The organism is Streptomyces sp. HUAS TT11 (genome assembly GCF_051553595.1).
Classification (GTDB): Bacteria; Actinomycetota; Actinomycetes; order Streptomycetales; family Streptomycetaceae; genus Streptomyces.
In genome coordinates this window covers 4072095-4092611 of the sequence record NZ_CP196184.1, presented here as the reverse complement: position 1 = coordinate 4092611, position 20517 = coordinate 4072095, and the positions used below count along the sequence as shown (strand labels likewise).

The 20517-nt window shown below is 71.9% G+C and carries 17 protein-coding genes and 1 riboswitch; of the genes, 9 read left to right on the top strand and 8 right to left on the bottom strand.

Going from position 1 to position 20517, the window contains the following annotated elements:
* Positions 1-72 precede the first annotated feature (72 nt).
* Positions 73-1287: a fumarylacetoacetase gene (gene fahA, locus ACSHXN_RS18290; RefSeq protein WP_356294376.1), complete on the bottom strand. Its 1215-nt coding sequence runs from the start codon at positions 1285-1287 to the stop codon at positions 73-75.
* A 244-nt stretch (positions 1288-1531) separates the two neighbouring features.
* Between fahA and ACSHXN_RS18285 the strand changes: the two genes are divergently transcribed.
* From ACSHXN_RS18285 to ACSHXN_RS18275, 3 genes are all read left to right on the top strand, one after another.
* The gene (locus ACSHXN_RS18285) at positions 1532-2779 is read left to right on the top strand and encodes a carboxylate--amine ligase (protein WP_438306478.1); all 1248 of its coding nucleotides are present in this window, start codon (positions 1532-1534) and stop codon (positions 2777-2779) included.
* Positions 2780-2836: 57 nt separating this feature from the next.
* Positions 2837-4039, top strand: coding sequence for an FAD-dependent oxidoreductase (locus tag ACSHXN_RS18280; protein WP_356114320.1), 1203 nt, complete (start codon positions 2837-2839; stop codon positions 4037-4039).
* Between the two features lie 252 nt (positions 4040-4291).
* On the top strand, positions 4292-5113 hold the full coding sequence (locus ACSHXN_RS18275) for an HAD family hydrolase (RefSeq protein WP_355136922.1): 822 nt from the start codon (positions 4292-4294) through the stop codon (positions 5111-5113).
* Here the strand turns inward: ACSHXN_RS18275 and ACSHXN_RS18270 are convergent.
* Entirely contained in the window at positions 5107-5610 is a 504-nt protein-coding gene (locus tag ACSHXN_RS18270; protein ID WP_355136920.1) for a transglycosylase SLT domain-containing protein, read from the bottom strand. The genes ACSHXN_RS18275 and ACSHXN_RS18270 overlap by 7 nt on opposite strands.
* A 2-nt stretch (positions 5611-5612) precedes the next feature.
* Positions 5613-5812: riboswitch (cyclic di-AMP (ydaO/yuaA leader) on the bottom strand.
* A 350-nt stretch (positions 5813-6162) separates the two neighbouring features.
* Positions 6163-8154: a CocE/NonD family hydrolase gene (locus ACSHXN_RS18265; protein WP_438306477.1), complete on the bottom strand. Its 1992-nt coding sequence runs from the start codon at positions 8152-8154 to the stop codon at positions 6163-6165.
* A 462-nt stretch (positions 8155-8616) separates the two neighbouring features.
* Between ACSHXN_RS18265 and ACSHXN_RS18260 the strand changes: the two genes are divergently transcribed.
* From ACSHXN_RS18260 to ACSHXN_RS18240, 5 genes are all read left to right on the top strand, one after another.
* Complete coding sequence (locus ACSHXN_RS18260; protein WP_355136918.1) at positions 8617-9627, top strand: polyprenyl synthetase family protein; 1011 nt, start codon at positions 8617-8619, stop codon at positions 9625-9627.
* A 177-nt stretch (positions 9628-9804) separates the two neighbouring features.
* Positions 9805-10185, top strand: a complete 381-nt coding sequence (locus ACSHXN_RS18255; RefSeq protein ID WP_355136916.1) for a DUF3455 domain-containing protein — start codon at positions 9805-9807, stop codon at positions 10183-10185.
* A gap of 291 nt (positions 10186-10476) precedes the next feature.
* Positions 10477-11724 carry a LolA family protein gene (locus tag ACSHXN_RS18250; protein ID WP_356114321.1) on the top strand — a complete coding sequence of 416 codons (1248 nt, stop codon included), beginning with the start codon at positions 10477-10479 and terminating at the stop codon, positions 11722-11724.
* A gap of 31 nt (positions 11725-11755) precedes the next feature.
* Entirely contained in the window at positions 11756-12754 is a 999-nt protein-coding gene (locus tag ACSHXN_RS18245) for an ABC transporter ATP-binding protein (RefSeq protein WP_355801650.1), read from the top strand.
* Complete coding sequence (locus tag ACSHXN_RS18240) at positions 12741-13637, top strand: ABC transporter permease (protein ID WP_355136910.1); 897 nt, start codon at positions 12741-12743, stop codon at positions 13635-13637. Before ACSHXN_RS18245 ends, ACSHXN_RS18240 begins: the two co-directional genes overlap by 14 nt.
* Positions 13638-13640: 3 nt before the next feature.
* On the opposite strand, the gene ACSHXN_RS18235 is transcribed toward ACSHXN_RS18240, so the two are convergent.
* From ACSHXN_RS18235 to ACSHXN_RS18225, 3 genes are all read right to left on the bottom strand, one after another.
* Positions 13641-14231 (bottom strand): flavodoxin family protein, encoded by a 591-nt coding sequence (locus ACSHXN_RS18235; RefSeq protein ID WP_355136908.1) that lies wholly within the window; start codon positions 14229-14231, stop codon positions 13641-13643.
* A 69-nt stretch (positions 14232-14300) separates the two neighbouring features.
* Positions 14301-14837, bottom strand: coding sequence for an NUDIX hydrolase (locus tag ACSHXN_RS18230; protein WP_356114340.1), 537 nt, complete (start codon positions 14835-14837; stop codon positions 14301-14303).
* 2 nt (positions 14838-14839) lie between these two features.
* Positions 14840-15382, bottom strand: a complete 543-nt coding sequence (locus ACSHXN_RS18225; protein ID WP_355136906.1) for a hypothetical protein — start codon at positions 15380-15382, stop codon at positions 14840-14842.
* A gap of 480 nt (positions 15383-15862) precedes the next feature.
* Between ACSHXN_RS18225 and ACSHXN_RS18220 the strand changes: the two genes are divergently transcribed.
* Complete coding sequence (locus ACSHXN_RS18220) at positions 15863-18409, top strand: hypothetical protein (RefSeq protein WP_438303371.1); 2547 nt, start codon at positions 15863-15865, stop codon at positions 18407-18409.
* A gap of 73 nt (positions 18410-18482) precedes the next feature.
* Here the strand turns inward: ACSHXN_RS18220 and rarD are convergent, their stop codons facing one another.
* Both rarD and ACSHXN_RS18210 read right to left on the bottom strand, forming a co-directional pair.
* Complete coding sequence (gene rarD, locus ACSHXN_RS18215) at positions 18483-19433, bottom strand: EamA family transporter RarD (RefSeq protein ID WP_383358182.1); 951 nt, start codon at positions 19431-19433, stop codon at positions 18483-18485.
* A 191-nt stretch (positions 19434-19624) separates the two neighbouring features.
* Positions 19625-20479: an SDR family oxidoreductase gene (locus ACSHXN_RS18210; protein WP_355136900.1), complete on the bottom strand. Its 855-nt coding sequence runs from the start codon at positions 20477-20479 to the stop codon at positions 19625-19627.
* Positions 20480-20517: the final 38 nt, after the last annotated feature.

Here is a 20517-nt window from a genome sequence, read left to right as displayed (position 1 = left end):
GGTTCCCCCGGGTCCGGCCGCCCACGAGGAGCACCGCGACTCATGGGCGGCCGGTGTGACTCAAAGGCTCGTTCAGGGACTCGGTACCACCCGGCCGGTGACCTCCCCGAGCCCCACCCGGGTCCCGTCCGGTCCCGGCGCCCAGGCCGTCAGCGTCACCACGTCCCCGTCCTCCAGAAACGCCCGCTTGCCGTCCGGGAGCTCGAGCGGGTCGCGTCCGTTCCAGGTCAGTTCGAGGAGCGAGCCCCGCTCACCCTCCGTCGGCCCGCTCACGGTGCCCGAGCCGTAGAGGTCGCCCGTCCGCAGGGAGGCACCGTTCACGGTCATGTGCGCCAGCTGCTGGGCCGCCGTCCAGTACATCGTGGAGAAGGGCGGCTCGGAGACCACATGGCCGTTGATCGCGACGGAGATGCGCAGGTCGTAGCCGGCCGGTTCCTCCTGTGCGTCGTCCAGGTACGGCAGCAGCGGGTGTGTGCGCTCCGGCGGCGCCGTCCGCGCCTCCTCCAGCGCGTCCAGCGGGGTGATCCAGGCCGAGACGGACGTGGCGAACGACTTTCCGAGGAACGGCCCGAGCGGCACGTACTCCCATGCCTGGATGTCCCGAGCCGACCAGTCGTTGAGCAGGCACAGCCCGAACACGTGGTCGCGGAAGGCCGACAACGGCACGGACTCGCCCAGCTGCGAGGGCACGCCCACCACGAATCCCACCTCGGCCTCGATGTCCAGGCGGACCGAGGGCCCGAAGACCGGCGCCGGGTCGGTGGGGGCCTTGCGCTGGCCCCGCGGACGTACGACGTCCGTGCCCGACACCACCACCGTCCCCGCCCGGCCGTGGTAACCGATGGGCAGGTGCTTCCAGTTGGGGGTCAGGGAGTCCGCCGCGTCCGGACGGAAGATCTGCCCGACGTTACGGGAGTGGTTCTCGGAGGAGTAGAAGTCGACGTAGTCCGCGACCTCGAAGGGCAGATGCAGCGTCACCTCGGAGAGCGGGTGCAGAAGGGGCTCGACGGTCTCCCGGTGCGCGGGCACCGTCACCCAAGCGGTCAGCGCCCGGCGCACGTCGGACCAGGCGGTACGACCGGCGGCCAGCAGCGGGCCCAGCGACGGCCGGGCCAGCAGCGAGGCGTACGGGGAGCCGAGAGCGTGCGCCGCCGCGCCCGCGTCGAGCACGTGGTCGCCCAGCCGGACGCCGACGCTCCGCTCGTCGGAGCCGGACGGTGAGAACACGCCATAGGGAAGGTTGTGCGGGCCGAAGGGGTCGCCCTCGGGAACGTCGAAGGGGGGCATCGGATGCTGCCTCGCTTTCGTGCACTTCAGGGTGTGCCGTGCATGGGGGTGTGATCCATGTGGTCGCCGCACACGTTACGGGTGAGAAGCCTGTCCGGGCGATGTCTAAAGAGTTCGCAATGTCCGGATAAGCCTTGTCGGAGGGGCCAATTCCGGCTTAGCGTCCTTTGGGGGACACGGACGGGGTGGGTCCGGTCCATAGGGGGGACACGTGGGGGGACCCGTGGCCAGGAGTACCGCCGGCGTGCCGTTCGACGCGGACCGCGACGTACCTGGGCTCATCGTGAAGTTCGGCGACTATCCGCTGCACCACGGCGGGGTGGGTGCCATCCGCAGCCTGGGCCGGCTCGGCATACCGATGTACGCGATCACCGAGGACCGCTACACACCGGCCGCCCTCTCGCGCTATCTGCGGCGTTCCTTCGTGTGGCCGACCACCGGCACGGAGGAACCCGAGCGGCTGGTGGAGGGCCTGCTGCGGATCGGCCGCAGCATCGGCCGGCCGACGGTGCTCGTCCCCACCGACGAGGAGGCCGCGGTCCTGATCGCGGAGCACCAGGACGTCCTGGGCGGCCCCTTCCTCTTCCCGAAGGTGGATGCCAAACTCCCGCGCCGTCTGGCCAGCAAGCAGGGGCTGCACGAACTGTGCGTGGAACACGGCATCCCGAGTCCCGCGGCCGCCTTCCCGCAGTCCTACGACGACATCGTCGCCTTCGCCGAGAAGGCGCGCTTCCCGCTCGTGGCCAAGAACCGCGAGGCGTTCGTGCGCCGCTCGCAGCCCGCCGTGAACGGGACGACCAGGATCGCCACCCGTGAGGGCCTGCTGACGCTCGCCCGCGACTGGGGCGAGCACCCCGGAGTGATCCTCCAGGAATACCTGCCGCGAGAGGAGGCCGAGGACTGGATCGTGCACGCGTACTTCGACCAGGACTCGACGCCGCTCGCCCTGTTCACCGGGGTCAAGGTCCGCTCGTGGCCGCCGCACGCGGGCATGACGGCCAATGCGTACGTCGTCGACAATCCCGAACTCGCCGACCTCGCCGCGCGTTTCATCAAGCAGATCGGCTTCACCGGCATCATCGACCTCGACCTGCGCTTCGACCGCCGCGACGGCCGGTACAAACTGCTCGACTTCAACCCGCGCATGGGCGCGCAGTTCCGGCTCTTCGAGAACGAGTCGGGGGTGGACGTCGTCCGCGCCATGCACCTGGACCTGACCGGCCGCGCCGTACCGGAGGGGGAACAGCGCGCCGGTCACCGCTACATCGTGGAGAACATCGACCTGCCCGCTCTGCTCGCGTACCGCCGCAGCGGTTATACGACGCCGCACGCACCGGCCCGTGCGAGCGGTACGGAGCTCGCCTGGCTGGCGCGTGACGACGTGCGGCCGTTCTTCACGATGCTCGCTCGCTTCGTGCGGCCGGGCGCGAAGCACCTGTATCAGCTGTGGCGGACCCATCGCCGCGGCAGCACCACGAGTCCGGGCGGTTAGCCCCGCTCGGCCGTCTCCACCACGAAGTAGGCACGTAGCGTCCTGGGGAGGGACTTCGTGATTCAACCGGTAGCAATCATCGGCGCCGGGCCGTTCGGTTTGTCCACCGCCGCCCATCTGCGGGCGCGCGGAATCCCGGTACGCGTCTTCGGCGACCCCATGGTGAGCTGGCGCGACCACATGCCGGAGGGCATGCTCCTCAAGTCCACCCCGGCCGCCTCGAACCTCGACGCCCCCCAGCGCGGGCACAACCTGGTCGACTACTGCGACGCCGCCGGCATCCCACGGCTGGTGACGGACGAGGACATCGTCCCCGTCGAGACGTTCATCGCGTACGGGCGGTGGTTCCAGGAGAAGCTGGTGCCCGAACTCGAGCAGGTCCGGGTGGTCTCCGTGGACCGGCGGCCGGGCGGCGGCTTCGAGTTGAAGCTCGACTCGGGCGAGACGTTCGCCGCCCGGGCGGTCGTGGTGGCGACGGGCCTGTCGGGGCTCGCGCATCTGCCGCCGGAGCTGGCGGGGGCCACGGCGGACGGGCCCACGCCCACGGGCCCGTTCTCCCACAGTTCCCAGCACCACGATCTGACCCGGTTCTCCGGCAAGGAGCTGACGGTCATCGGGGCGGGGCAGTCCGCGCTGGAAACGGCGGCGCTGGCGGCGGAGGCTGGTGCGCGGGTGCGTGTGGTCTCACGCGGTCACGGCAGGGTCGCCTTCGGCGCCCCTCCGTGGAACCAGCCCAGGCTGCGACCCGAATCACCCTTCGGCCGCGCCTGGTCGCTGTGGGCGCTGACCTATTACCCGCACCCGTACCGCTTCCTGCCCGAACCGACCCGCCACTACCTGGTCCGCCGCGTTCTCGGTCCGCTCGGCGCCTGGTGGTTGAAGGACCGCTTCGACGGCAAGGTCGAGGTGTGTGAGGTCGCCGGCGTCGTCGGCGCTTCCGCGTCCGACGGCAGCCCGGCCCTGACGGTCCGGACCCATGCGGGCGGTACGGAGGAACTGACCGCCGACCATGTCATCGCCGCCACCGGCTACCGCGTGGACATCGCCGCGATGGACTTCCTGGGGCACGAGTTGCGCACCCGGCTCGCGGTGAGCCGGGGCGCTCCGAGGCTCGGCGCGGGATATGTGTCCTCCGTCCCCGGCCTGTACTTCACGGGCCTCCCGGCTGCGGCCTCGTACGGCCCGGTGATGCGCTTCGTGTGCGGGACGGAGTTCGCGTCCCCGCGGCTGGCGAAGCATCTGGCGGCGGCCCACGCCTGACCGGAGTGCGGGGGCGCGACACCGTCGCGTCCCCGCCGATCCGGACGGTGTACCGCGGCCCGGACCGCATGCGGCACGAGGGCCCGCTTCGGCGAAGTGCCGCCCGGCGCACCGGAGTCGGGCCCACGTGGGGAGATGCCGGACGCCGGTGGTGCGGGGCGGCTTTTGAGTGCGGCACGCCGTGCACGGGATACCGGTCGTGGTCCGGTTCACGCTGAACCGCGGGTGCGTTTCCATCCGTATTCTCTGATCATGGCCGCACCCCTCACGTACTCACTCATCGCCACTGATCTGGACGGAACGCTGCTCCGTGGTGACGACACGCTCTCCGACCGGTCAAGGGACGCTCTGCGGCGGGCCGCCGCGGGCGGCGCCCAGCACCTGGTGGTGACGGGCCGCCCGGCGCCCAGGGTGCGGCCGCTGCTCGAGGACCTCGGCAGCAAGGGGCTCGCGGTGTGCGGACAGGGCGCGCAGGTGTACGACGCCGGCGCGGACCGGCTGCTGTTCTCGGTCACCCTGGACCGGGAGTTGGCCGAGACCGCGCTGGGCAAGATCGAGGCCGAGGTGGGGCAGGTGTACGCGGCCGTCGACCAGGACGGAGTGGACGGGCTCACACTCATCGAGCCCGGCTATCTGATGCCGCACCCCACACTTCCCGCGGTGCGGGTCGATCGCCGCGACGACCTGTGGTGCGCGCCCATCAGCAAGGTGCTGCTGCGTCATCACGCCCTGTCGGACGACGAGTTGGCGACGGTGGCCCGGGGAGCCGTGGGGTCCCTGGCGACGGTCACCATGTCGGGGCCGGGCACCGTCGAACTCCAGCCGTGCGGCGTCACCAAGGCGACGGGGCTCGCGCTGGCCGCCGGCTTCCTGGACCTGAGTCCTTCGGACACCGTCGCCTTCGGTGACATGCCGAACGACATCCCGATGTTCGAGTGGGCGGCGTACGGCGTCGCGATGGCCAACGCCCACCCCGAACTGAAGGCGGTAGCCGACGAGATCACGATGTCGAACGAGGACGACGGCATCGCCGTCGTCCTCGAGCGACTGTTCCCTGAAGGCCGATCTCAGTAGGCGCTGTAGACGTTGTCGATCGAGCCGTAGCGGTGGGCGGCGTAGTTGCACGCGGCCGTGATGTTCGCGACCGGGTCGTACGGGTCGAACGCGGTACCCGGCACGTGGTAGGTCCGGAAGGTCGGGTCGATGACCTGCAGGAGTCCCTTGGACGGGATGCCCTTGCGGGCGTTGGAGTCCCAGAGGTTGATGGCGCGCGGGTTGCCGGACGACTCGCGCATCACGTTGCGGTAGATGCCGTTGTAGCTGCCGGGGATTCCGCGCTCGGCCATGATCGCCAGGGACTGGCGGATCCAGCTGTCCAGGGAACCGGCGCGGGACGCAGCGCTGGTGACCTTGGCCGGAGCCGCCGAGGGGGCGGCGGAGGCGCAGGTCGCACCCAGGATGGGGAGGGCGAGAACGGCTGCTCCGGTACCCGCGACTGCGAGAGTGCGGGTGAGGCGGGAGGCCTTGGAGTTGCGGTTTCGACGGCGTGTGGGCAGGGCGAAAGCGGACACGTTGCATTCCTCTCCGTCGCCTGCGAGGTGAGCTGTCGGGTTCGGGCGGGGAGGTGCCCGGCCGTGTCCTCGCTGCCGAGGCACGGCTTTACCCCGAGCCGTTCCGGTGCGATGTCCGGTTCGGCGGCCTACCTGGGTCCCCCGCTCCTGCCGTTATGGGGTCGAAGGCTTCTCGAGCGGTGGCAGGATTCGGCGTTCCGCTCGGGTCGAATGGAAGGTATGCGAACGCACATGTCAGGAACAAGCCTGGAAATCACTTCCTGACCGAATTGACCCTGGTGATCGGGAATAGGCGGTTTGATCCACTTTGCTGGAGCGGGCTCAACTCGCTTGTTGCGAATGGCCCGTTGATGGAGGCGCCTCGAAGGGTCACAACAGCGGGCAAGTGACCCATTTCACCCTGACCGCCTCAAGGGGTGACGGGTTGTTTTGCGCTATATGTCCCGATTTAAGGAAATGCCTGCCCTGCCTGCTTGCCCGAAGCTCACGCTTGGGCAATTCGGGCATTTCACTACACAAAGGGTGAATGTGGGGAGCGATGTCGAGCGACGGCTAGTCCGTCGTGCGAGGGATCCGCCTCTGCCATGTCCGGTGGAACACCATGTCGTAGCCGTCCTTGCAGACGATCTCGTTCGAGGTGACGAAGTCGGCGGCGGTGCAGGTGATCTCGGAGTGGGCCTCCACCCTCGCGTCCCATCCCCGCTCCGGGCGGTGCAGCCGGATCGACCAGTCGCAGCGGATGCGGGCGGTCGACGGATCCGCGTCCTCGACGGTGTACGCCTCCAGCGCGTCCTCGGTCACTTCGAAGCCGTCCGGATACACCTGGGTGCCGTTGCGGCGCGGGTCGACCACCAGGAGCCATTCGCCCTTGGCCATGTCCCGCACCGACAGGCGCTCCGGACGCGGTTCGTCGAGCACGGTTGCGGCGCTGACGCCGAGCGGCGCGGACTGCTCGGGCTCCTCGAAGGTGATGCCCGCTCCCGACTCCCGTACACGAACCGGAAGTTCCAGCGCGCTGCCGGTCGGGTGCAGCGCGAAGCCGGCCGCCGACTCCGGCTGCGGCCACAGCCAGGGCCAGTACGCGGAGGAGACGGCGAGGCGGATGCGGTGGCCGGGACCGAAGGCGTGGCCGATGCCGCTCAGTTCGAACTCCACGTCCTCGGCCGCCCCGGGGATCCAGGGGACCGCCCGACCGGGACCCCGGCGCGCCGACAGATTGAGGGTGCCCCGGGTGACCAGCGTCGACGACCCGTCGGGCGCCACGTCGCACAGCCGGACGGCCACCTGGCCGTGCTCCACCGGGCAGGCGATCCGCAGCCGCACCCGGGGTCGCCCCAGCACCCAGGTCTCCTCGGTCGCCGCGAACTCGAAGCATGCCGATCTCGCGTCCTCCTCGCGCTGGTCGGGCGGCAGGTCCGCGTCGTCCCCCCGCGGGACGAAGCGGCCCGCGTCGAGACCGGTGTGCATCGGGGACCGTACGAGCACCGGAGCGCCCTGGAGCGCGTACGGGACACGGCTGACGTTCGGCGACGGCCAGGACGGCTCGCCGACCCATCGGCCCGGCAGTACGTCGTAGCTCGTCGCCGGGGGGTGCGGATCCGTGATGTAGGCCCGCAGCAGCGGCTCCGTCATGATCCCCGTGTCCTCGCCCTTGAGCCAGTGGTCCCACCAGCGGAGCGTCTCCTGGAGGAAGCCGATCGCCGGTCCGGGCAGCCCGTGGTCCGGATAGTGGTGCGACCAGGGCCCGATCAGGCCGCGGACGCGATCGGCGGGGAGATGCTCCAGGATCCCGAGCACGGTGTCCCGGTACGGGTCGAACCAGCCGCTCACGGCGAGCACCGGCGCCCGCAGCCCGTCATGGTCGGCGGGAGCGCCGTCGGGCTGCCGGGCCTCCCCGCGCTCCGGCTGTACCGGCCAGGAGTCCACGAGCGGGTCCAGCCCTTGAAGGCGCCGGGTCCAGACGTCCCGCCACACCGTGCCCACGTACGCCGGGTCGGGCGGACGGGCCGCGAGGGCGAGCAGTGCCGCCGACCGGGCGGGCAGGCCCGCCGCCAGGACGGAACGACCCACGTCGTACACGTCGTTGCCGGGGCGGTCGTCGGTGGGGCAGACCGCGACGACCGCCCCGAGCGGGGCCGGTGCGAGGGCGGCGAGCCGCAGCGAGGTGAAGCCGCCCCGCCCGATGCCGAACAGGCCCACGCTGCCGTCGCACCAGGGCTGTGCGGCCAGCCAGTCGAGCACCTCGACCCCGTCCGACAGGGCGATCGCCGCATGCGCGGCGGTCGGCGCGCCGTCCGAGTTGCCGTGCCCGCGCGCGTCCACGCGCACGGAGGCATAGCCGTGGCCCGCGTACCACGGGTGCCGCTGCCAGTCGCGGGCGGCCGTCGAGTCGGTGAGCCGGCAGGGGACGTACTCGAGCAGGGCGGGGACGGGCTCCTCGGTCCGCGGTCGCCATGCGCGCGCATACAGACGGGTGCCGTCCCGGAGTGGGATCCAGAAGTCGTCGTGAGTCGTTTCGTGAGGGAAGGAGGTACGGATGTGCATGCGCATGGCCTCGAACTCCTCGACGACGTCCGCAGCGGACCGGTCCGTGTTGCGGTTACGGGGACGTGAGGAGGGCACCCGCGTGTCTGCGCCCGCCCGGGTGACGGCGGCCGGTGCCCCGCGACCCGGGTCGTCGAGTCCGATGGGACGCGTCCGCCGGGGTACACGAGAGGAGATGAGGGGCCGGTACCTGCTGCGGGAGGTGCTTTTCCGGTTTGTGGATGAATGGATGTTCGTATCGCCTGATCACGAACATACCGCTCGTGATCCGATACCGCCCGGCCTGGAACTGTGGGCGCTCGCAGTGATCGAAACGTGACCGGATACGCTGACTTGAGTGATGGCAACGACAGATCGACAAACTCGATGAGTCGGGTCGGCAGACAACGTCATCGACGAAGTGACCGTCCTTGAGACCAACCGTGTGATCGTCAGCAGACGTCAGCAGACAGGAGACCCCACGTGACCGTCGTCGGGCCGTTCGGGCTGAGCGTGCGGGACCAGGCTCTGGAAGCCGATGTCCAGGCCGGATTGGCGGCTGTCGAGGAGGGGTTGCTCGAGGCCACCAAGAGCGAGGTGCCCTTCATCACGAAGGCGGCGCAGCATCTCGTCCATGCGGGTGGGAAGCGTTTCAGGCCGCTGCTCGTGACCCTCTCGGCGCAGTTCGGCGATCCGTACGCACCCGGGATCGTGCCCTCGGCCGTGGTCGTGGAACTGACCCATCTCGCGACGCTGTACCACGACGACGTGATGGACGAGGCCGAGGTGCGGCGCGGCGTGGACAGCGCCAACAGCCGCTGGGGCAACTCCGTCGCGGTCCTCACCGGTGACTTCCTCTTCGCGAGGGCGTCGCACATCCTGGCCGATCTCGGCCCGGAGGCGGTCCGCATCCAGGCGGAGGCCTTCGAGCGGCTGGTCACCGGTCAGATCCTGGAGACGGCCGGCCCCCGGGACGGCCGCGACCCGGTGGAGCACTACCTCGACGTCCTCGGCGGCAAGACGGGCTCACTGGTGGCGGTGGCCTGCCGGTTCGGGGCGATGATGTCGGGCGCCGACGAGACGGTCGTGGACGTGCTGACCCAGTACGGCGAGCGGCTCGGCGTGGCGTTCCAGCTGGCCGACGACGTGCTGGACATCGCCTCCGACTCGCACGAGTCCGGGAAGACGCCCGGGACGGACCTGCGCGAGGGTGTCCCCACCCTTCCGGTCCTGCGCCTGCGTGAGCGTGTGGAGCGCCTGGGCCTGCCCGAGGACATCGCCCTGTGCGAGTTGCTGGACTCGGACCTCACCGACGACGCCCGTCACGCGGAGGCCCTCGCCCGCCTCCGTGTCCACCCGGCCCTGGAGCAGGCCCGGCGTGACACGATCCGCTACGCGGAGGACGCCCGCTCGGCCTTGGCCCCGCTGCCGGAGTGCGGCGCGAAGGCGGCGCTGACCGAGCTGTGCGACGCGGTGGTGCACCGCGCCGGCTGACGGGCCGGGCCGGAGTCGTTCCGGCCTTCTGTGATACGCCTGGCACATTCGTGATCGCCCTGTCAGGCGTTCCAAAAGTGTGATTCAGGTCACAAGCCTGGATGGAGTCCGGGCTCGGAACCGGTCCGCATCCCTGCCCGGAAGCCGGCGCAGGGGCGCCGGCCCGGATACGGGGAGATGTCCGATCACGCGCTCCACGAGTGCAAGCCGGCCGCCGGCGGTGGCCACGCCTTCGCGCAGCGCGATGTGGCCGCCCTGCTCGGCGGCCGCATCCTGCACTCCTTCGTGAAGCCCGGCTCCGGTACGCCGCAGCGGGTCGCGCCCGACCGCAGCGCCGTCACCGGCACGGTCCTGACCAAGACCCCGAACGGCGACGGGAACACCCCCGCACTCGACCTGAAGGCCGCCCGGTCCGGCCGGCGCCACGGACTGCTCGCGGACACCGCCGAGATCCTGCGGCCGAACACGGTCGGCGGTGCGGCACCGACGGGCTCCCGCACCCCGGGGACGGTCGTGGGCGTCCGCTACCGGGCGGACTACGTCTTCGTACAGCACTGATCCGCGGATCCGGCAACCCGGGACTCCCGGAACGCGGCGTCTCGTCCGACCCCTACGGGTCGGACGAGACGCCGCCCCGGCATGTCATACCCCAGGATTACGCGGACTTGAGTCCGCGGGCTGACGCTTCTCCCCGTTCGATTTGGTCAGATGGGAGACACCACCTCACAGGAGTTCGGGTGAGAATGGCGGCACAGGGGTGGTGGCACCTCCCCGCTCGAGGGAAGTCGAGAACTCGGGTGGAGAGTGCTCGGACGGTTGATGGCCGCCGACGACGGAGGTTAGGCAGACATGGCACCGTACGAATCCGACGACAGCGCACCCGCAGGGGAGGCCGAGGACGTACGCGACGGGCGGCGCACGGCCGCACGGTACGTGGTCCCCGCAGCGGTGGTGGGAGTGGCGGCGGCGACCATCGGGCTCGTCCCGGCGTTCGCCGGCTCCGGCGACCCCGACCTGCCCAAGATCAGCGCCCAGCAGCTCGTCAAGAAGATCGCCGAGTCGGACGTCCAGCAGATGTCCGGCACGGTGAAGATCAGCACGGACCTCGGCCTGCCGAACCTGGGCGGCCTCCAGGACAGCCTTGCCTCGGGTGCACTCTCCCAGGGCGCGGGCGACAAGGACGGCTCGGCCGCAGATCCGAGCTCCAAGCTGCTCGAACTGGCCTCCGGCACGCACACGCTGCGCGTCGCGGCCGACGGCGACAACAAGCAGAAGCTCTCGCTCATCGAGAAGGCCGCCGAGTACAGCGTCATCCGCAACGGCGACGACGTCTGGGCCTACGACAGCGCCTCCAACCAGGCGTACCACGCGACCGGTGCGGGCGACCGCCACGGATCGACGGCGGCACCCGAGGAGGTGCCCGCCACGCCGAAGGACTTCGCGGAAGAGGCACTGAAGGCGGGCGACAAGACCACCTCGGTGACGGTCGACGGCACGGCCCAGGTCGCGGGCCGGGACGCCTACAAGCTGCTGATCAGGCCCAAGCAGTCGGGCACCACGGTCGGCGCGATCAGCATCGCGGTGGACGCCAAGACCGGGATGCCGCTGAAGTTCACGCTGACCCCGGCGTCGGGCGGCGCGGCCGTCGTGGACGTGGGCTTCACGGAGGTCTCGTTCGCCAGGCCGGCCGCTTCGACCTTCGACTTCACGCCTCCCAGGGGCACGAAGGTCACCCAGGGCGACGAGATGAAGGCGCACGAGGGGAAGGTCCAGCCCAAGGGCATGGAGAAGGCCCTGCCCAAGGGGATGGAGAAGGGCGCCGAGGGCACCGGGCCGAAGACCATCGGCGAGGGCTGGAACGCGATCGCCGTGTTCGACACGGGCAGCAAGGGCGGGGTGCCCTCGGGTGCCGCGTCCGACGGCGGCGCGGCCGCCGGGTTCCTGGGCTCCCTCGGCGACCAGGTGAAGGGCAAGTTCGGCTCGGGCACGGTCTTCTCGACCCGTCTGGTCAACGCACTGATGACGGACGACGGCAAGGTCTACGTCGGCGCGGTGACCAAGGACGCGCTGGTGAAGGCGGCGGACGCCGGCAAGTAGTTCCGCACGGACGGTACGGACAGGAGAGCCCATGGAGGAGCTGTCCACCGCGGAAGCGGGGGCGGAAACGGCGCCGGGGACGGCGCCGGGCGACCCGGACGCCCCGGTCATCGCCACCCGCGCCCTCACCAAGCGCTACCGCGGCGGGCAGCTCGCCGTCGACGGGCTCGATCTGACCGTTCCGGCCGGGAGCGTCTTCGGCTTCCTCGGACCGAACGGCTCCGGCAAGACCACCACCATCCGCATGCTGATGGGCCTGATCGCACCCACCTCGGGCACGGCGCGCGTGCTGGGGCGGCCCATGCCGCGGGCCTCGCGCACCGTGCTCCCGCAGGTCGGCGCCCTCATCGAGGGCCCGGCCCTGTACGGCTTCCTCTCCGGCCGCGACAACCTCCTGCGCCTTGACGCCGCCGACCCCACCGCCGACCCGCGCACCAGGCGTGCACGGGTCGCGGCCGCGCTGGACCGGGTGGGCCTCACGGCGGCGGGCGGCAAGAAGGCCAAGGCGTACTCCTTGGGCATGAAGCAGCGCCTGGGACTGGCGGCCGCGCTGCTCCAGCCCCGCAGACTCCTCGTCCTGGACGAGCCGACCAACGGCCTCGACCCCCAGGGCATGCGCGAGATCCGCTCCCTGGTGCGCGAACTGGCGTCCGACGGTACGACCGTCTTCCTCTCCTCCCACCTGCTCGACGAGATCGAGCAGGTCTGCACGCACGCCGCGGTGATGGCCCAGGGACGGTTGATCACGCAGGGCGCGGTGGCGGACCTGGCCGCCGGAGCGCGCGGACGGCTGGTCGTGACGACTCCGGACGTGACGGACGCCGCCCGTGCCCTGAAGGAGCAGGGTGTGGCCGACGTGGCGGTCGAGGAGGGCAGAGTGACGGGCGAGCCTCCGGACCATGAACTGGGCGAGGTGAACGCCGCGTTGGTCGCCGCCGGGGTCCGTGTCCGCGGCTTCGGAGTGGAGCGGGCCTCGTTGGAGGACGCGTTCGTGGCGCTGACGGGAGAGGGCTTCGATGTCGCAGGGTGAGCGGGTCGCGGTGGCGCGGGCCGCGGACTTCCGGCGGCCGAGTCCGCTGTGGACCTTCGGCCTGCTGCGCAGTGAGCTGGTGACGACCTTCCGGCGCTGGCGCACGCTCGCCCTGCTCGCCGTGCTGGCCGGTGTGCCGATCCTCGTCGGGATCGCCGTCAAGATCGAGACGAGTGACGGCTCCGGTGCCGGCGGACAGGGCGGTGGGGGCGGCCCGGCGTTCATCACGCAGATCACCAACAACGGGCTGTTCCTGGTCTTCACGGCGCTCGCCGCCACCCTGCCGTTCTTCCTGCCGATGGCGGTCGGAGTGGTCGCGGGGGATGCGATCGCCGGCGAGGCGAACTCCGGGACGCTGCGCTACCTCCTCGTCGCGCCCGCCGGCCGCACCCGGCTGCTGCTCACCAAATACGCGACCACGATGGCCTTCTGCGTCGTCGCCACCCTGGTCGTCGCGCTCTCGGCGCTCGCGATGGGCGCCTTGCTCTTTCCGCTGGGCGATCTGACGACGATCTCGGGCACCCGCATCAGCTTCGCCGACGGTCTGGCCCGGGCCCTGCTGATCGCGCTGGTCGTCGCCGTGTCGCTGATGGGCGTGGCGGCCCTGGGTCTGTTCGTCTCGACCCTCACCAACAGCGGCATCGCGGCGATGGCGACGACGGTCGGCCTGCTGATCACGGTCCAGATCCTCGACCAGATACCGCAGTTGCACGCCCTGCAGCCGTACTTCTTCTCGCACTACTGGCTGTCCTTCGCCGACCTGATGCGCGAGCCGGTCTACTGGCACGACCTGACCCGCAACCTGGGCCTGCAGGCCCTCTACGCGGCCGTCTTCGGCTCGGCTGCGTGGGCGCGCTTCACCGCCAAGGACATCACCGCGTAGGGCTCACACGAGCGCCGTCTCGTACGGGAAGCGGGCGAGTGGCGTGTCCTGCGCGAAGAACGTCCCGGCACGGTCCAGGGCGTCGGTGTCCCTCAGCACGTCCCCGGGCCTGCTGCCGTTTCCGAGCAGTACGCCGCCGAACCGCATGCGCATATAGGCGGCCGTGTTGCCGAGTGCGCCGACGAGGGGATCGGCGACCTCCCGTTCCTCGTGGGCGAGCGCGGTGACGCCCCAAAGAGTGCGCCCCGCCATCTCCTTCCTGAACTCGAGGCCGGGGGTCCGCAGCCAGCCCGACCAGTGGTCCAGGTAGCGCTTGGTGTGCGCGGACACCGAGTACCAGTACAGCGGCGACGCGATCACGATGTCCGTCGCCGCGAGCGTGGCGTCGAGCAGCAGGGCGACGGTGCCCTCGGTGGGGCGGCGGTGGTCGTCGGCGTGCCGCAGGTCCTCGAAGTCGGGGAGGGGGTGCTCCGCGAGCCCGATCCACTCCTGCGGGACGTCGGCGGGCAGGTGCTCGGCGGCGCGGCGGGCCAGCAGCTCCGTGTTGCCGCCGCCGCGTGAGCTGCCGAGGACGAAGAGGAAACGCCGGCTCATGAGACCCCCCTGGATGCACACCCGAGCCCTGACGGGCCATTACATGCACATACATTAAATGCATGCGCACTAGCTGTCCATCGTGACGTCGAGCAGGAGGGCCATCACCGCGACCAATGTCGCGCTGCTGACGATCTCCCCTCGCTGGATCATGGCGCGCACCCGAGGCAACGCGATCCACTCCAGGCGGTCCGACTCGTTGCGCTCGACCGGTTCGCCGACGTGCACGGCGTCGTCCGTGCGGAAGACGAAGTGGCGGGAGTCGGTGATCCCGGCCGCGGGCTCCGCGCGGACGAGCGGCCTGAGCGAACCGGCGCGCAGGCCCGTCTCCTCCTCCAGCTCGCGCGCGGCCGCGGCGACGGGCTCCTCGCCGTCCTCGACGAGCCCCATGGGCAACTCCCAGGCCCAGGTGCCGGTGACGAAGCGGTGGCGCCACATCATCAGCACGCGCTGACCCTCGTCGACGGCCGCGGTGACGGCGACGTCGCGCAACCGGACGACGTGGTACTCGCAGCGTTCCCCGTCGGGCTGTTCCACCTCCAGGGCGCGCAAGCGCACCCAGGGCGTGTCGTACAGCGCGCGCTCCCCGTGCACGGCCCACTGCACGCTCATCGCTCCCGTCGGGCACCGGTGCGTGCGAACACTCCTGTCAGCCGGGCCAGTTGCTCGCACCCGCGAGGAGGTCCGCCGGCCGGGTCGCCGGTGCGCCAGGCCGGTACCCACGGCACGCGGTAGACGTCGATCAGCGACTCCAGCAGCGTGACGTGCCGGCCGAGCGGGCGGGGCAGCCGGCCGGGTGCGTCCGCGACCAGCACGACGGCGTCGAGATCGAGGCCGGGCGGCGCCTCGCCGCGCCGGAAGGCGTCGAGGAACCCGAGTGCGGCCCGCAGGCCCGTCGCATGGGTGCGGGCGACCAGGAGCACCGAGGACGGTTCGCCCTGCGCCGGGCGTGGCCAGTCGCGGCCCGCGTCGAAGCCGCCGAACACGGTGGCGAGGGTGGACGCCCCGGCGCCGCCGTGGGTGGCCATCCACGCGAACGTCCGTGGGCCTGCGATGCCTTGGGCGCCCTCCGGCCAGGGCCCGGTGTCGGCCACCGGCCCGCGAAGCCAGATCCCGGGCCCGGAGGGCCCCTGTTGTGCGATCCCGTGCATCGCCACGCTCCTCGTTCGCTCGCCGCACCCCGATCTTCACGTCGGTACGCGCATCGGGTAACGGGCCGGCGGTACCTGGGACGAGCTTGTGACGCTGCGGTGACGCGCGCGGGGGGACGGGAACGGCAGACTCTGGTGCGTAGGTACGTCTCCGTACGCATGTCCGGAGCCGGAGGCCTGGGGGGCCGATGTCGAACGGGGCCAGGATCGCGGTGAAGAAGGCCGGGCCGGGCCGAACCGGTGGTGCGGGCACGGCCGTTGACGGGACGCCGGGGGGACGGGCGCGCGCGAGCGCCGACCGGGACGCGGCGGAGCAGCGGGATGCCGGAACCGTGCGGGCGGCCGGGCACGGCGTCGCCCCTACGACGGCCGGTCCGCGTACGCTGGGCGCCTGTGAGCGCCTTGTGGGGGACGCAGCGACGACTGCTTCCTCCGCCTCCGCCACCCTTTCCTCCACCGACCGACCCGAGTGAGGGAATGATGACTCGACTCAGCCGCGATCAGAAGCGGGGGCGCTCCGCTTCGGGGGCCGTGTCCGAGGGCGGTGCCGAGACCGGGACGGCGCCGATCGAGGTCCGGGTGCCGATGGCGCCCGGCGCGGAGACGACCGTGGGCGGGGCTCCGGTGTCCGTGCGGCCGGGCGAGGAGGCCCAGGAGGTCGTCCTGGACCACCTCCATCGGCGTGCCCTCGCCACGGGCCGCCCCGTCGTCGCGACGGTCCACGACGAACGGATCGGCTACGTCGTCGTGATCCGGGTCTACGTGGACGGGTCGAGCGAGTACGCGGCGGAGCCGGTGCAGATGGGTACGACCGGGACGGCGGATGCGCCGCAGGCCCCGCGCCGTGACGAGCCCACGCACGACCGGCGGCCGGTGGACGCCGAGCAGCCGGCGCCGGGCGCCTCGGCCCCGACGTTCCCACTGACGGCGGTACGTGAGCCGAGCGGACCGTCGGCACCGCATCCTCCGACGGGATCGGGTCCTGTGCCTCCGGTGGGTGTGGCGGGTGTGCGGTCGTCGGGTGGCGGGGCCGGTACGTCCGTTCCGGGTGTTGCTTCGGAGTCGACGGGATCGGGTCCTGTGCCTCCGGTGGGCGCGCCGGGTGTGCGGTCGTCGGGTGGCGGGGCCGGTACGTCCGTTCCGGGTGTTGCTTCGGAGTCGACGGGATCGGGTCCTGTGCCTCCGGTGGGTGTGGCGGGTGTGCGGTCGTCGGGTGGCGGGGCCGGTACGTCCGTTCCGGGTGTTGCTTCGGAGTCGACGGGATCGGGTCCTGTGCCTCCGGTGGGTGTGGCGGGTGTGCGGTCGTCGGGTGGCGGGGCCGGTACGTCCGCTCCGGGCGCCGGACCGGAGTCGGCAGGCTCCCGTCCCGTACGCCCCGCCACTTCCAGCTCCGGCTCGCCGTCGGTGCCACCGCCCGTCCCCGCGATGCGTCCGACCACGCCGACGGCGCCGCCCGTGGCGCCCGCGGGGACCGGGGCGTCGGCATCCACGGCTCCGCAGCCCGCCCAGGCTCCCCCGGCGGTGGTCTGGGCCTCGGCGCCCGTCTCGCCCGATCGGCCGGTGCTGCCGCCGGCTGTGCCGTCGGTGCCCGCGCCCGGTCCTCAGCCCGCCCCGGCCGCCCCGGCCGCCCCGGCCGCGCCGGCGACGGCGCAGGCCACCGGTCCCGTCCCGCCCGGCCGGCCCGCGTCCGCGGCGGCCGCGTCGTCGGTCCGCTCGTCGTCCTCCGCCCTCCGGCCGCCGGCCGCCGCACCCTCGTCCGGCCAGGGCCCCGCTCCTCGGCCGGAATCCCGCGAGGCCGGCCGGGACGTCGCGCAGGCCACCGGTCCCGTCCCGCCCGGCCGGCCCGCGTCCGCGGCGGCCGCGTCGTCGGTCCGCTCGTCGTCCTCCGCCCCCCGGCCGCCGGCCGCCGCACCCTCGTCCGGCCAGGGCCCCGCTCCTCGGCCGGAATCCCGCGAGGCCGGCCGGGACGTCGCGCAGGCGCGTCCCGGAGGGACCGTCTCCACCTTCGTCCTGCGGGCCGTTCCCGAGGACGCCGCGCTGATCAGTGCCGAGTCCGGGCCCGCTCAGGCGCTGCCGGCGGGAGTCGCCGACCGGGGCCGGCCGACGTCGACCGGCCCGGAACCGGCACCCGCGGCGCAGGCCCCCGGCACCGTCTCCGCGCCCACGGGGACGTTCGGCCCGCCGCCGGTGATCCCCGCCGGGCCCCTCGCGCCGTCCTCGTCGCAGGCCACCCCGGCTCCGCCGCCGCTCTCCCGGCGCGCAACGACGGGCGCGCCCTCGCCGTCCGCCGCCGCGCCCCCGCCCGCCTGGCCCGCCGCCGCTCCCTCGTCCGTGGAGACCCCTGAGGTGCTCGCGCCTCCCGCCACGGACGCGGATTCCGAACCGGACCGCTACTCCGCTCCCGACTGGAAACCCACCGCGCCCCCGAAAACCGTTCCGGTCGCCGAGGTCGAGGAGGAGGCCAAGGAGCCCCCCGTGCGGGAGTTCGACTCGATGGCCGAGGCGGTGCTCGCCCCCGACTCCGGTGCCGTGCCGCCCGACGGTGCGGGCGGGCCGATCGCGGAGCCCATGGCCCGGATCAACGCCGCGGTCAAGCAGGGCCGTATCGAGGAGGCCGCCGCCCTGGCCGAGCGGACCGTCGCCGAGGCGTCCGCGAGTCTCGGCGACGACCATCCCGACGTTCTGCGCCTGCGCGAACTCACCGCCTACATCGCCTACCTGGCCACCGACGTCCTGCGTTCCTTCCATCTCTCGCTGGAGCTGGCCCGGCTCCGCCACCGGCTGGGCGACTCGCGGGGCGCGTACGGGAACGTGCAGAGCGCGGCCGCCGCCTGGCGTGCCGTCCGCGACCCGATCCAGGGGCTGCATCTCGGCCGTGACCTGATCGCCGTCTGGAGCGAACTCGCCGCCTCCGAGGGGCCCGCCGCCGACGACCTCGACCAGCTCGAACAGGCCCGCAACCGGATGGGCCGACTCGCCGATCGGGCCCGCGTCGCCGCCGGCGGCGAACCGCCCCACCCCCGGTGAACCGAAGGGGGCCTGAGCCGCTGACGGCCCTGGCCCCCGCACATCGGCAGGCAGACGACGGGACGGTCCCGGTCTACGGCCGGGCCTGAACCGGCTGGTCGGAACCCGCCACCACGTCGTCCGCCCCGGGCGTGGCGCCCACCGTTCCGGTGGCCACGACCGCACCGGATGTCTCGAGCCCCGCCCTGAGCGTGCGGGCCGTCCGGTGCGCCGTGCGCAGCGCGTCCCAGGTCAGCAGCACCAGCGCGATCCAGACCAGCGCGAAGCCGGCCCAGCGCTCGGGCGGCATCGCCTCGTGGAAGTAGAGGATGCCCAGCAGGAACTGGAAGACCGGTGCCAGGTACTGGAGCAGTCCCAGCGTGGACAGCGGCACGCGGATCGCGGCGGCGCCGAAGCAGACGAGGGGCAGCGCGGTGACCACGCCGGTCGCGGCGAGCAGCGCCGCGTGCCCGGAGCCGTGGGCGGTGAAGGTCGATCCGTGCGACGAGAGCCACAGCAGATACACCAGCGCGGGCACGAACTGCACGGCGGTCTCCGCCGCCAGCGACTCGATGCCGCCCAGGCTGACCTTCTTCTTCACCAGGCCGTATGTGGCGAAGGAGAAGGCAAGGCACAACGAGATCCACGGCGGCTGACCGTAACCGACCGCCAGGACCACCACGGCGGCGAAGCCGACCCCGACCGCCGCCCACTGGACGGGCCGAAGCCGCTCCTTCAGGATCAGTACGCCCATCGCGATGGTGACGAGCGGGTTGATGAAGTAGCCGAGCGAGGCCTCCACGACGTGGCCGCTGTTGACGGCCCAGATGTAGACGCCCCAGTTCACGGTGATGACCGCCGCGGCTATCGTCACCAGCCCCAGCCTGCGCGGCCGGCGCAGCAGCTCGCCCGCCCAGGCCCAGCGCCGCATGACCAGCAGCGTGGCGATCACGATGACCAGGGACCAGACCATCCGGTGGGCGAGGATCTCCATCGCTCCGGCGGGCTTCAGCAGCGGCCAGAAGAGGGGGACGAGCCCCCACATCCCATACGCCGCGAAGCCGTTCAGCAGACCTGCCCGCTGTTCGATCTTCGACTTCTCGGCCACGGGCCCCTCCTTCTCGCGCGACTGCTCCCGTGCAGCATCCACGAAGGTAGCGCGAGCGCCCCCGCCTGTCATGCCCGTATCGCCATACGGTCATGACAGGCGAGGACCGTGTGCCCGGGGCCGCTGAATCAGCCCTTGAGGGCGGCGGCGATCGACTCGGCGATGGTGATGGCCGGGCGGCCGGTCAGCCGCGAAAGGTCGCCGGTGAGGACGGCCAGCTCGCCCTTCTCGATGGACACGTCCACACCCGCGAAGATCGCGGCGGCGAATTCCGGAAGCCCGGCCCCGGTGAGGATGCCGGTGTAGGCCTCGACGGAGACGGGGGTGTAGGCGATCTCCTTGCCGGAGTGCCGTGCCACCTCGGCCGCGAACTCGGCGAAGCCCCATGCCTCGTCGCCGCTCAGCTCGTACGTCTTGTTCTCGTGCCCCTCGCCGGTCAGCACCGCGACGGCGGCCGCTGCGTAGTCGGCGCGGCCGGCGGAGGTGAGCCGGCCCTCGCCCGCGGCGTGCACGACGGCACCGTGCTCCAGCACGGGGGCGAGCTGCTCGGTGTAGTTCTCGTGGTACCAGCCGTTGCGCAGCAGCACATACGGCACACCGGAGGCGAGGACTGCCTCCTCGGTGGCGCGGTGGTCGTCGGCGAGGGCGGATGTCAGGGTGCCCGGCGCGCTGGTGTAGGCGAGGAGCGCCACGCCGGCCGCCTGGGCCGCCCCGAGAACGACCTTGTGCTGGGCGACACGGTCCTTGTCGACCTCGCTGCTGGAGATGAGCAGCACTTTGTCCGCCGCGGAGAAGAGGCCGTCGAAGGTCTCGGGGGAGTTGTAGTCGGCGACCGCGATCCGTACGCCGCGCGCCGCGAAGTCGGCGGCCTTCTCGGGGGTACGGACGACCGCGGTGATCTGGTCGGCCGGAACCTTCTCCAGCAACTGCTCGACGACATGACGGCCGAGATGCCCGGTGGCTCCGGTGACGACGATGCTCATGGTTCGGATCTCCTTGTGGGGTGCGTGTAGCACTCACC